At 52.2% G+C, this 12,317-nt stretch carries 11 protein-coding genes; 1 reads left to right on the top strand and 10 read right to left on the bottom strand.

Annotated features, from left to right (window positions below; genetic code table 11):
• Positions 1 to 143: 143 nt before the first annotated feature.
• Positions 144 to 575 carry a hypothetical protein gene (locus FMS18_RS16495; protein ID WP_163295781.1) on the top strand — a complete coding sequence of 144 codons (432 nt, stop codon included), beginning with the start codon at positions 144 to 146 and terminating at the stop codon, positions 573 to 575.
• A gap of 10 nt (positions 576 to 585) precedes the next feature.
• On the opposite strand, the gene FMS18_RS16490 is transcribed toward FMS18_RS16495, so the two are convergent.
• The 10 genes from FMS18_RS16490 to FMS18_RS16445 form a co-directional block, all read right to left on the bottom strand.
• Positions 586 to 762 carry a tyrosine-type recombinase/integrase gene (locus tag FMS18_RS16490; RefSeq protein ID WP_163295780.1) on the bottom strand — a complete coding sequence of 59 codons (177 nt, stop codon included), beginning with the start codon at positions 760 to 762 and terminating at the stop codon, positions 586 to 588.
• 160 nt (positions 763 to 922) lie between these two features.
• On the bottom strand, positions 923 to 3,067 hold the full coding sequence (locus FMS18_RS16485) for a methyl-accepting chemotaxis protein (RefSeq protein WP_163295779.1): 2,145 nt from the start codon (positions 3,065 to 3,067) through the stop codon (positions 923 to 925).
• A gap of 110 nt (positions 3,068 to 3,177) precedes the next feature.
• Positions 3,178 to 4,203 (bottom strand): molybdopterin-binding protein, encoded by a 1,026-nt coding sequence (locus FMS18_RS16480; protein ID WP_163295778.1) that lies wholly within the window; start codon positions 4,201 to 4,203, stop codon positions 3,178 to 3,180.
• Positions 4,204 to 4,315: 112 nt separating this feature from the next.
• Positions 4,316 to 5,878 (bottom strand): BCCT family transporter, encoded by a 1,563-nt coding sequence (locus tag FMS18_RS16475; RefSeq protein WP_163295777.1) that lies wholly within the window; start codon positions 5,876 to 5,878, stop codon positions 4,316 to 4,318.
• Between the two features lie 25 nt (positions 5,879 to 5,903).
• Positions 5,904 to 6,734 (bottom strand): selenium cofactor biosynthesis protein YqeC, encoded by an 831-nt coding sequence (yqeC, locus tag FMS18_RS16470; RefSeq protein WP_163295776.1) that lies wholly within the window; start codon positions 6,732 to 6,734, stop codon positions 5,904 to 5,906.
• 2 nt (positions 6,735 to 6,736) lie between these two features.
• Positions 6,737 to 7,543, bottom strand: a complete 807-nt coding sequence (gene yqeB / locus FMS18_RS16465) for a selenium-dependent molybdenum cofactor biosynthesis protein YqeB (RefSeq protein WP_163295775.1) — start codon at positions 7,541 to 7,543, stop codon at positions 6,737 to 6,739.
• 107 nt (positions 7,544 to 7,650) lie between these two features.
• Positions 7,651 to 8,280 (bottom strand): NTP transferase domain-containing protein, encoded by a 630-nt coding sequence (locus FMS18_RS16460; protein ID WP_163295774.1) that lies wholly within the window; start codon positions 8,278 to 8,280, stop codon positions 7,651 to 7,653.
• 19 nt (positions 8,281 to 8,299) lie between these two features.
• Positions 8,300 to 9,283 carry a xanthine dehydrogenase family protein subunit M gene (locus FMS18_RS16455; protein WP_163295773.1) on the bottom strand — a complete coding sequence of 328 codons (984 nt, stop codon included), beginning with the start codon at positions 9,281 to 9,283 and terminating at the stop codon, positions 8,300 to 8,302.
• Positions 9,283 to 11,652 carry a xanthine dehydrogenase family protein molybdopterin-binding subunit gene (locus FMS18_RS16450; protein ID WP_163295772.1) on the bottom strand — a complete coding sequence of 790 codons (2,370 nt, stop codon included), beginning with the start codon at positions 11,650 to 11,652 and terminating at the stop codon, positions 9,283 to 9,285. The genes FMS18_RS16455 and FMS18_RS16450 overlap by 1 nt, the downstream gene beginning before the upstream one ends.
• Positions 11,652 to 12,149: a (2Fe-2S)-binding protein gene (locus FMS18_RS16445; RefSeq protein ID WP_163295771.1), complete on the bottom strand. Its 498-nt coding sequence runs from the start codon at positions 12,147 to 12,149 to the stop codon at positions 11,652 to 11,654. The genes FMS18_RS16450 and FMS18_RS16445 overlap by 1 nt, the downstream gene beginning before the upstream one ends.
• Positions 12,150 to 12,317: the final 168 nt, after the last annotated feature.

Here is a 12,317-nt window from a genome sequence, read left to right as displayed (position 1 = left end):
AATTGTACGCAAAATTCAATTTGGGTGACGGTTGTGGTGGCGGTTTGAGAAAGAGTATATGCTCATACCTGTAGTTGATAGTTCGAAATTTTAAGGGATAGAGTTATTGGCAGATAAGAGTAAATTAAGAAATGGAGTTCTTGATGAATAATTTTGATGTTGAATCTGAGATAAAAGATTGGAAGGGTCAGATCATCCTAACTATTCTGATTCTATGTCACTGGCCTTCGGCGGAATCTTATACAAGAAGAAAGTTTCCGAATTTAGTCAAAGATCACCATTTAGAAATATTTAAAAAAGTACATGAGTCATTTGTCAAAAGCTTCGTTCTGAGTGTTTTATTGTTTTTGCTTATGCTGCTCAGCGTGCTTTGTTTTTCAAGCTACAAAATTGATTCTACAATATGGCTTCAAGGTATTTCAGCGACAATTGCGTATGCTACAACTTTTTCCCATCCCCACCCCAGTGATATGTCTTTGGGGGGTGAGGGACTTCAAGAGAAAGTGAGTTCTTATATATTCAAGATAGCTCACTTCTTCACTGTGTTGACCTTAGTCCTACTTAGCTTGAAATGAGTAGTGCAAATTACTCTGGATGATAGGAAAGCTTCTGGATCGACTGGGTCAGGTGTCCACTGGAAAGATGAGCGTAAATTTCAGTTGTGCGTTTGTCGGTGTGCCCAAGCAGTTCTCCGATGGAATGAAGGGATTCGCCTGCCTCGGCTAAGTTGGAAGCGAAGGTCATGAAGTCTGAAATCTTCAAAGCCTGCGTTAATTAAATGTAAGAGTTCCGACTTGATCTGAAAGGAAAAGGTGAAGACTTTAGTCAGCAAAGAGCCCAATCCCCAACCGTAGGTGCTCCGGTGTTGGTTCCATAAAAAGTTAAGCCCCCAATGTGATAACGCATTGGGGGCTTTACTTCCTTATTCTTCCTTCAGATCTTTAACAATAATTTGCATTTCAGCTACCTGCTCTGCAAGAGATTCAAGTGCCATTGCAAATTCACGGGCACTGTTGGTTGTCTCTTCCGTGATTCTACTGATTTCTTCTACGGCTCCGTTAATCTCTTCGGAAGTTGCAGACTGTTCCTCAGCCGCAGTGGCAATGCTTTGAATCTGTTCCGCACTCTCCTGTGATTCAGAGACGATTTCGTGCAGTACACCGCCTGAGCTTTCAGAGAAGTCGCTGGCTTCTCCTATGCGCTTAAATACAGTCCCCATGGACTTAATATTTTCTTCGGCTACTCGCTGGATTGCGCCTATGGAATCAGAAACCTCACCGGTTGCAGACATGGTTTTTTCTGCAAGTTTACGTACCTCATCGGCAACTACTGCAAATCCGCGTCCGGCCTCGCCAGCCCGAGCAGCTTCAATTGCCGCGTTAAGCGCAAGCAGGTTGGTCTGGTCGGCAATGTCAGTAATCACGCCTATGATGGCTTCAGTTCCTTTGGCCTGATTGTCCAGCTCTTCCATGTTACTTTTAAGATTATTAACTTCGGAAACAGTGTTATCCAGTGCGGTTCTGGTTTTGCCTACAACCGTAGCTCCGCTTTCAGCCTTGCCTTGAGCATTGGTGCTTGCAGAAGCTGCGTCTCCGGCGTTCCGGGCGATTTCAAGTACCGTTGCGTTCATCTCCTCCATTGCTGTGGCTGTGGATGAGATGCGGTCGCTTTGGATTTCAGTCCCCTGCAATAATTCATTGGATTGTGCAGACATTTGCTCAGAAGCTGAAACGACATGCTCCAGAACCTGCTCAACACGGTCGGCTGCATGATGCAATCCTTCAGTTCTGGCGCGGTCAGCCTTTAGGCGTGCTTCTTCCGCTTCAGCAGTGGCTTCTCTGGCTTTATGAGATTCCTCTTCGGCCTTGCGGGTTTCATCTTCTGCTTTCAGAATTGTTTTCTTCAATTCTCCAACCATCGCCCGCAATGAGTCAGCCATACGGCCGATTTCGTCTTTCTGGGAAATGGTCAATTCTGCATCGAGGTCGCCTTCTGCAACGCTGGCGGTATATCCGGCAATTTTTTGGATCGGCTTACTGATCATTCCACCCAGCAGAAATAAAATGCCGAGAAGGACTATGACTGAAACAGCACTGACGATCATGCTGTTCTCAGCTATGGCGTTGGCCTGTGCTTCAACCTTATCCATGGGAATAACCAGAGCGATGGACCAGGGGAATTCTGTTTTGCCTACTTTGATAGGAGCGTATGTGACATACTCTCTTTTGCCGCTTTCAGGGGAAATGCGAATATATGAGTAGGCCTGCCCGTTTTTTACAGCACTCAGAATTTTGAATTTGTGATCTTCAGACATGACATCATCAAGGTTTTTACCTTGAACCTCTTCGTCTGGATGGGCGACAAAATTACCTTTGTTGGTGACAAGAAATGCATAGCCGGTTTCAAACGGTTTGATTGCAAGCACGGCTTCCTGCAAGTCATTGAGATAAAAATCAACGCCGACACAACCGATGTTTCGACCGTTTTTTTTGACTGGATATCCTGTTGAGCAGAGCCAAAAAGTTTTTCCTTCAACTTTCCAAGGATAGGGTTCTGTAATGGTTTCAACATGGCCTGCCATTGGAACTTTAAACCACGCAGCTTCTTCCATGCCTTTGCCGCCGGTGAAGCGTTCGGCTATTCCACCATTTTCGCGATGATACCAATTCAGATAAGCACCATTGTACTTGTCCATGTATTCTGCTTCGCGGCCATCGAATTTATTTGGAGGAAAGCCACACCATGCAGCGGCAATACCGGGGTGCATTTTTAAGGTTTTTACCAGAACGGAATCAAGGAACTCGCGGTCAGGGACCGGAGTGTAGTCAGCACCCATCTCAAACATGGCGGTAAGTGTTCGCGTTGCGGTAAGAGCCTTACTTAAAGTTTCAGATATTTCATTTCCATATCCATCAGCAACTGATTTTGCATTTTCAGTTGCCTGTTTGACTGCCAGATCTCTGGACTGGCTGGTCATTATCCATGTGCTGGCCGTAAGGATGGCCACTACCACGCAGAAAGTGGGGATAATTATTTTAGTTTTTAAGCTCCAATCTTTAAATTTCATCGATGTTCCTTTTTATTTCTGTAATATTGCGAGTTTCGGTTTATGTTTGTAATGTGACGGAATAACTGCTTAATCTTTCGTTATTAGAGGGAGTTGTTTTTATCGTACTGCTAAACTCCCTTTCCGAATGCGCAGACCGGGTAGCGGCATTCAGCACAACCTTCGCAATATCCGCCGTGTCCGAGTCCGATGATATCCTCTCGGGTTACTTCTTTTCCGGCTAAAATACGGGGTACGATCAGGTCAAAAATGCTGGCCTTGTAGTACATGACGCAACCGGGCAGACCCACGATGGGAATATCTCCCAGCTTGGCGTACATGAACATGGCACCGGGGAAAGTGGGGGCACCGTAGGTGATTACTTCTGCGCCGGTGGCTCGGATGGATGCAGGGGTCTGGTCGTCGGGGTCCACGGACATGCCCCCGGTGACGACGATGAAGTCCGCGCCCTGTTTAATGAAATCTTCGATGGCTTTGACCGTCATTTCCTGTTCATCGGAAACAAGGGTCTGCCCCGTGATGGAGCTGCCGTAGCCTTCGAATTTATTCCTGACTACGGGGCCGAATTTATCCTTGATGCGTCCATTGTAGACCTCACTTCCGGTGGTGACGATGCCCACTTTGCAGTTTTTCAGCGGGCGGACCTGAATGAGCGGCGGGTGCTGGCGCAACACCTGTTCCGCTTCTTTGATGGTGTCTTCGTGCACAACCAGCGGGATAACCCGCGTCCCGGCAAGGCCGCGGCCTTCTTTGACCAACTGGTTGCTGTGGATGGTTCCGAAGATGACATCCTGCACTGAGTTGAGCTTGAACAATGTTTCGGTATCAAGATCCAGCAGTCCGTCACGGGTGGCAGTAAAATTGACCTTGCCCTCGCTGGGTGAACTAAGTTCAATGCCCGGTCCGGCGGCAGCTTCGGCAATGCGCTGAGCCGCATCATCTTCGTGCACGTAGCCGTCTTCCGGGTCGAATACGTAAAGGTGTTCCTTGCCGATATCGAGCAGGTTAGGCACATCTTCTTCAGTAACGATATGGCCCCGGCGGAAAGCAGGGCCTTTGTCTTCGCCCGGAACAATGCGGGTAATGTCGTGGCATAAAACGGTGCCCACTGCGTCTTGAACTTGTATGGTTTTCATAAACCGTATCCCCTTTTAAAATTTAACCCCAACTAGGGTTTGCAAAGGGGATTATCCCCTTTGTCCGCCGGAGGCGAAATCTATTTATCTAAAGCGCGTAGCGCATCAAAGTTTATGGTTTGCAGCGGGTCTCAACCCATCCGGTGCGTTGGTATTCTTTTAAGAATGAAGCCACGCCGATGATGACAATGCCGAGTACGGGCAGACCGACCACGATGGAAGCGGTCTGGAGTACTGAGAGCGGCCCGTCGATGAGCATTATTCCGGTGGGGACCATGCCCAGTGATATTGCCCAGAATAAACGGTTCCAGCGGGCCGGTTCCTCTTCAGGGGAGAGCATGGTGGTGGTTGTGGCGGCGAGGGCGAATGAAACAGCATCAAAGGTGGTAGCCATGGAGATGGCAGTGACCGTGGCGAAGACCAGCTTGTAGAGCGAGGCAAAGGGCAGGAAATCGGCAATAGCCATGATTACTGTGGCTCCTTTCATCTGGGTGACCATGCTGACCGCATCAAGCTGTCCGGTCATTTGCAGAAAAAGACCGAAGTTACCGAAGATGAGATAGAAACAGCCACAGCCGAAAGACGCGATGATGATCGGTCCGAGAACTACCTGACGCACGGTCCGTCCGCGTGAAATCTTGGCGATGAACAGGCTCATAAACGGGGCGTAGGCCACAAACCATGCGTAATAGAAAATGGTCCAGTCCTGAGTGAAGCCCTTGCCGCCCACCGGGTCCATCCATGTTGCCATGGTGATGAAGTTTGAGATCAAGAGTCCCATGGACGAGATTGCCATGTCGGTGAGGAATACAGTAGGGCCGGCAATGAAGACGAAAAGCATCAATCCCATGGCCATGTAGACGTTGAAGTCGGAAAGCTTGCTCAGTCCTTTTTTTAGTCCCAGACAGGAAGTCACCGAGAAAATGAGGGTCACCAGCACAAGAATGCCGAATTCCAGCAGGAAGGAGTGTTCTATTCCGGTTACTGAGACGACCCCGGCGGCAACAATGGGAATGCCCAATCCCAGCGCGGTGGCTGATCCGGCAACCAGACCGGCCATGAAAAGGATATCAATAACCTTGCCCTGCCAGCCGTGAACTTTATCACCCAGTAAGCCCTTGCAGGCCTGCGAAATGTTCAGAATGGGGATTTTCTTGACGTAGTAGCTGTAGCCGATGGGGATGGCGAGGATGGCATAAATGGACCAGCAGATGGGACCCCAGTGGAACATGCCGTAGGCCGTGCCCCATTCAGCAGCCTTCCAAGATCCGGCAGGCTCGCCGTGCATGGGGTAGGCCATGTAATAGGCCCAGTCGATGGAACCGCCGAACATGATCCCGGCACCCACCCCGGCACAGAAGAGCATGCCGATCCATGAGAAAGTTGAGTATTCGACCTTATCGCCCAGCCGTTTGGAACTCAAGGGGCCGAAGGCGAACCAGAGAATGAGTGAAAAAGCTCCCAGCGCGGCGAGCATGTACAGCCAGCCCATTTCCACGGTGATGAATTTGAAAAGTGAGTTGATGACCTGTTCGCCCTCTTTGGGGTAGAGCATGAGCGGTATACAGGTGGCGAGGATGAGTGAAAAGGCCCCGTAAAAACAGATTTTACAGACTCCGTTCCTGCCTGTGGGGCAGGGGGCGATCAGTTCTTCGGTCTTTTTTTGATGATCCATAAATATTTTCTCCCTTTCAGAACAATTATGAAAATGCAGGTTGCATTATCTGTTCAGGTGACAGGGCCGGGATGATCTGTGGAAGCGTGAAAATTTCCCTGTTGTGTACGCTTCCGGCAAACCATTTTATGTCCGGACTGCCTGTTGCCGTCCAATTTGTCCTTGCTAAAAGACGCGTGAATTCAGCAGCCAGCTCCATGCCGCCGGGGCTGTCGGTTTTGTTGAGGAAAACCGCTTTTGCGCATCCCGCAGGTGATCCTTTGAACAGCCCCATTCTTGACTCGGCAAGTCTGATCAGGTGGCGCGGCCTGATCACATCTCCGGTTTTTGTCCCGCTGACGGCACTGAATATTTCACTGCGGTGCACGCACCCCTTGCTCATGGTCCGGTAAACCGCATCAATGCCCATGACCCCGATGCAAAGGTCGCTTTCAACCGGGATTACCGGTTCATGTCCTGCCGGGGCTTTCAGCGGCTTGCGGGCCGCTCCGTCACCCTCCACCAGAATGACGTCTGCCAGCTCTGCATCAAGTAATTCAGAAACCGTTTCCCGGCTGATCCCCAGCAGTTTGCCGGAATCGGGATCATAGTCGCGGGCCACGGTGATCCCTGAAACAGCAGTAAAGGCGGTCCGGACCCGATTGATGAAATCGGGACCGTCCGCCTTCAAAACAATATGCCCCCGGCTGGGCGGGAGGATCTTCGTTGTCGTGGTGGTTATGACTCGCTTTCTGTTTGCCTTTAAAAGCGATCCCAGCCAGTGTGACAGCGAAGTTTTCCCCCCCGCTCCGGTGAGGGTGATCAGCCTCTGCTCAGGCTGTATGAGTTTATTAAGACTGCTGCTCTCCAAACCCATGGTTAGTCCTTGGAAAAAATGTGTGCGCAAACCGCTTCCAGAACCCCGCCGCCGATGGACAGTGCTTTGTCCGAAACCTCTCCGCAATATGTCTTTGTTGCCCGGGGGTCGATGTCACCCAGCTTGGTCCGTTTGCGCACCGGGGTGCCGTTACGCAACAGTCCGCGGATAACCCCGGAAATCTTCGCTACCACCGGGGTGCCGTCCACATCGCCCAGTGTTTCGCCCTCTGAAATCTCGTCGCCGATATCGAAGGTTGTGTTGAAGACTCCGCCATTTTCTGCCCAGTAGACCCGTTCTACGGTGAATCCTTTAACGCTGCCCGGAATCCCGGTGTTCGGTTCGGCTGCCCCTTCATGGATGACCCTGCTCATGTGGTGCCCGCGTTTGGTCTCAATGACCTTGTGTACATTCTCTCCGGCGGTGAAGCCCGGTCCCAGCCCGATAACCAGCGGGGCCATGTGGATTTCAGTGCCGAGGTTCTTCTTGGCAATGATGGCGTCGATTAGAATTTCGGGTTTGATCTCATCCAATTTAAGCAGACAGGGATCGCATAGAATTGCAATCGCATCCTTGTCCCATGCGGCAGCAGCTTCTTCCATGTTTTCAGTGAAGACAGCACTTACGCCTTCCACCTGTACTTCGCCGTGATAAACGGCTTCGGAAAAAGCTACGGTGCGCCTGACAGCCAGCGGATGCCCGGTTTCAAGCATGATGATGCGGCGTAGGCCTGCGCGGTAAAGGCGCATGGCAATGCCTGTAGCAAGGTCGCCTGCGCCGCGAATGGCGATTATGGGTGTTTGATTCATGTTTGCCTCCGGCGGCCCTTCGGGGACCAAAGAACCCTTTTGGAAAAGGGTTCTCTGGACTCTCCTAAAACTTTTAATGGGCTTCGCCGCTTTAGCACTAAATTTTCTTAAGCACTTTTACTTTCGTAGCGATCCAGCAGCTGCTGGTATTCCAGCTCGGTATCTACGTCGATGAACGGGCCGACTTCGTGGATACGCACCAGCCGCAGGGCCAGTCCGGGGGCAGCCAGCAGCGGCCTTGCTCCGGTATCACCTTCCAGTTCAAGGGCGCGTTCAAACCATGTGCTGGGGATGGTGATGGGATTGCCGCGCATTCCTTCCTGAATGGGCGCGACCCAGCACTGCGGTTCCTGCGAAAATGCCCAGACCAGTCTGTTGATGGTTTCCGGCTCGATGAGCGGCTGGTCGCCGAGAAAGAACATTGCTCCCTGCACGCGGTCCTTAACGTTGCGAAGACCGGCTTTGAAGGATTCAGCCTGCCCTTTGTCGCGCTCGGGGCTGGTGACGACTTCGCATCCTTCAAGGTCGAGAATGTCGTGCAGTTCCGACTTTTCGGGCAGTACGACAGTTACGTTGCTGAGCTGGGAAGCCCGCGCGGCGTCGATGACATGCTGGACCATGGGCTTGCCCCGGAAGGGCAGAGACAATTTGTCCCTGCCCATGCGGGTTGCTTTTCCGGCTGCGAGAATAATGCCGGAGGTCTTTGCTATTTCCTGTTTGAAGCTTTGATCTGCCATAGGGCTAACCTTCCTGCGCTTATTTGGCGCACTCCATAAGGGTGTCGGCTACGATGGTTTTGGCCATCTGGACTTTGTGGATGTTCTGGAAGAGCGGTTTTGCTTCCGCCACTGCCAGTTCTCCGGCCTGTGCTGCCAGCTCTTCGGAAAGGGGATTACCGATGAGTGCTTCCTCGGAAGTTTCACAGCGGCGGGGATTGTTATGAACTCCGTTCAGGCAGATGCGGACCGCGCTGATCTTGCCGTCTGTGACGGTGATACTCGCGGCGCAGTTGACGATGGCGAAGTCAATGGACTTGCGGTAGGCGATCTTCATGAATGCGCTGGTAGAACCTGCTTGCGGGCGGGGCACGAAGATTTCAGTGACGATTTCATCGCGCTCCAGCACAGTGGAACCTGCGCCGTTTTCAGCGGAGAAGAATTCGTCAATGGGGATTTCGCGCTTAGTAGTCTTGACGGTCGCATCAAGGGCCACAAAGGCGGGGGCAGTATCACTGGGGTTTACAGCGATACATTTTTTCACCGCGCCGAAGATGGAATGGAAACGGTGGTCACCGGGGACGGCGAGGCAGCGTTTTCCGCCTTTACGCACGCAGTCGATGCGTCCGCCTATTTTGTCCGGGTAGCGGTAGTACCAGCAACGGTTTTCCTGACAGATGTTCCCGGCAACAGTGCCCATATTGCGCAGCAAGGGGGATGCTGTGCGGCGGGCGGCTTCTGCAAGTCCGGGCCATGTTTCTTTGACGGGAGCGGATTCGGAAAGCTCGGTGAGGGTCACCAGTGCGCCGATGTGCAGCCCGTCTTCCTCGACTTGTATATCATTCAGTCCGGGGATGGTTTTCAGGTTGATGACTGCCTTGGGATATTCCATCCAGAGGTTATCTTTGAGGCAGCCCATGAGGTCACTGCCGCCTGCGATTACGTAGGAGGAGTCTTTGTATTCCTGCAAAAGGGATACGGCTTCCTCAATGCTGGAAGCATCAAAGTGATTGAAACGTCTCATTATTTCTTCCTCCTTTTGGGCTGAATTTTGCCGAGGCCCTCAAGGATTTTGTCGGGGGTGAACGGGGTTTCGATGATTCTGACGCCGATGGCGTTGAAAATGGCGTTTGAGAACGCGGCCAAAGAGGGGCAGGCTGCGCCTTCACCGCAGGCGGTGGCTCCAAAGGGGTGGGTCGGATCGCCCGGTTTCTCAATGATGATGGGTTCAACGTCGCATTCCATGGCAGTGGAGTGGCGGTAATCTACCCAGTTGGGAGTCATCAGCCAGCCGTTGCGTTTGTCCACAATGCAGTCATTACCGAGGATTGCATTTTCAACTCCGTGACGGGAGGTGGAAAGCTGTCCGGCTACAATTTTGGGATTCAATGCTTTACCGACGTTCTGGGCCATGATGACTTTAACATTGGAGATCATTCCGGTCTCGGTATCCACGTCGAGAGAAATGAACTGCGCGCCCTTTTCCTTGGGAATATAAACCTGATCTTCTTTGCCGTCCTTGAGTCCGTTGGGATGCGGGGAATTGTTGACGTAGTATCCGGTGACTTCGTGGATACCGCCGTAATGACCGCGTGCGCCGAATGCTTCGGCAAAGGTCAGCCCTTTTTCCGGTTCGGCAGTGACGAAGACGCCTTTCTCGTTCATGGAAAGGGCTTGTGTCGGAACTCCCAGCTGAGCAGCGGCAAGGTCTAGAACCTGACGTTTGGCATCAAGTGCTGCCTCGTAGGTTGCCCAGCCTTGAATCCATGTGCCGCAGCTGTTGGCAACCAGTGTCGCGAACGGAGTAGAGTCGGTGTCGTGGCAGACAATTCCGATTTTTTTGTAGGGAAGTCCCAGTACATCGGCTACGATCTGGCACTGGACAGTGTGCTGGCCCTGTCCGATATCGGCAATGGCGCAGACCAGCGCGGCTGATCCGTCAGGGTAGATTTTGACCATGGCCTCACTGGAGTTGCCCGGTCCGGGACGTCCTGCGCCCATGGCGAAGATCGCCACGCCCATGCCGCTGCGGATACGGCCTTCTTTTTTACTGGGGTGTTGCCATTTGTTCTTCCAGTCGAGAAACTTGGCTCCTTCATCAAGGCAGTCGCGGATGCCTGAAGATGAAATGTAGCAGGACTTATAGATCAGCGGGTCCCAGCCGGAGTCGATATCTCCGGTGCGCATGCAGTTTTTCTTGCGGATTTCAACCGGGTCCATGCCCATCTTGTCGGCGGCGATATCCATGGTGGTTTCCACGGCAAAGACACCTTCGGGTGCACCGTACCCCTGCCAGCCGGCAGCCGGGAAGCGGTTGGTGTTCACGTAGCGTATTTTGCCGCGCAAATGTTCGCAGTTATGGGAATACATAACCGCGCCCGTTGCCAGCATGGCGTTTTTAGCGGGATATTTATCACCGCCCGCTCCTGTTTCCTGCCAGTGGGCTATTTCCATGGTGGTCAGGGTGCCGTCGTCCTTGAAGCCGATCTTTACATCACCGATGCTGCCGCGTGACCAGCCGGAAACCATCTCTTCTTCACGGGAATAGGGGCAGTGTACGGGTTTTTTAAGATCAAGGCAGGCCAGTCCGGCGATTACCAGATAGTGGGACGCGATGTTGCGGTCCAGCGGGAATGCGTTTTTGCCGCCGAAGCTTGATCCGGTGAACGGGGAAACATAGTTGAGCATGTTGGCGCTGATGCCCAGAGCCTGCGCAAGGCAGAGCTTTTCGTCATGCAGGCCCTGAGAGTGGGTGTAGACATGCAGCTTGGTGCCGTCGAAATTAGCTGAACAGCCGCGTGGCTCCATGGCCGGACCTTTGCAATAGGCGTATTTGAGGCCCTTCTGCTCAATAACAACGTCAGCTTCGTTAAAGCCTTTGTCGATATCTCCAAAACCATTGTATTCCGCCGGGGTTTTGGTCTTGAACAGACGTGTTTCCGGGTCGCGGTCGCTGAGGATGGCGTGGAAAGCCCAGTCCTGACAGTTGTCCACACCCTCAAATACCTGTGGGGAACCTTCTTTAATGCCGTCTTCGATGGACAATACCGGCTTTTTCTTTTCGTACTCAACCTTGATGAGTTCCATGGCCTCGTAGGCGATGGTTTCATCATCGGCAACCACGGCAGCGACAAGGTCTCCTACATAGTAAAGGGATTTGCGGAATGCCTTGGGGCAATTCTCGTGGGTCATGACCAGATGGACGCCGTCCATCTTCTCCGCCGCGCTGGTGTTGATGGAAACGATATCGGCAGCAGGGTAGGGGGAGCGCAGAATGCGGATCTGGAGCATGCCCGGAAAGATGAAGTCAGCGTAATATTTTGCGGAACCGGTTACGCGGGCCGGGCCGTCTTTCTGGCGGACGGAGGTTCCGATGGAGTTGGTTTTGATCATTAGCACTGCTCCTTGGCCATTTTCTTTGCCGCACTGCGCACGGCATTGATGATGTGCTCGTAGTTGCTGCAAATACAGATGTTCCCGCTGATGGCTTCCTTGATTTCATCATCGCTTGGATTAGCGTTTTTCTGCAGCAGGGCTTTGGTGGACATGATCATACCCGGAGAGCAGAACCCGCACTGGGAGCCGTACTCTTCAAGCCATGCTTCCTGAATGGGATGCAGCTTGCCGTCCTTGGAGAGTCCTTCGATGGTTTCGATTTCCTTGCCTTGCTGTTCAACGGCGAGAACCATGCAGGCAGGCACTGCTACAGAGTCGATGAGCACGGTGCAGGAGCCGCAGGCTCCTTCGCCGCAACCTTCCTTTGTCCCGGTATGACCGCAGTCATTGCGCAGAACTTTGGAAAGGGTCCAGTGCGGCTCTACATGCAGTGAATGGACTTCGCCGTTCACATTGAGATGAATGAGCTTTTTCTGTTGTTCGTCGCGATTCATTGTCCAATTCCTTAAATGGTTAGTTATTCCGAAATGGTCTTTGCAGACCTTTATGTGGCTGGTAGCCGGACGCACCTTTCCTGTTCCCGGAGGTTTTTAAACCTCCGGGAGAAACAAGGAGTCTAAAGGGGCAGGCAATCGGCCCGCCCCGGATCTATGGAGTCAAGG

It is taken from the genome of Desulfovibrio sp. JC022, from assembly GCF_010470665.1.
Classification (GTDB): Bacteria; Desulfobacterota; Desulfovibrionia; order Desulfovibrionales; family Desulfovibrionaceae; genus Maridesulfovibrio.
The sequence above is the reverse complement of the archived record's forward strand: the minus strand, read 5'-3'. Positions and strand labels throughout refer to the sequence as shown.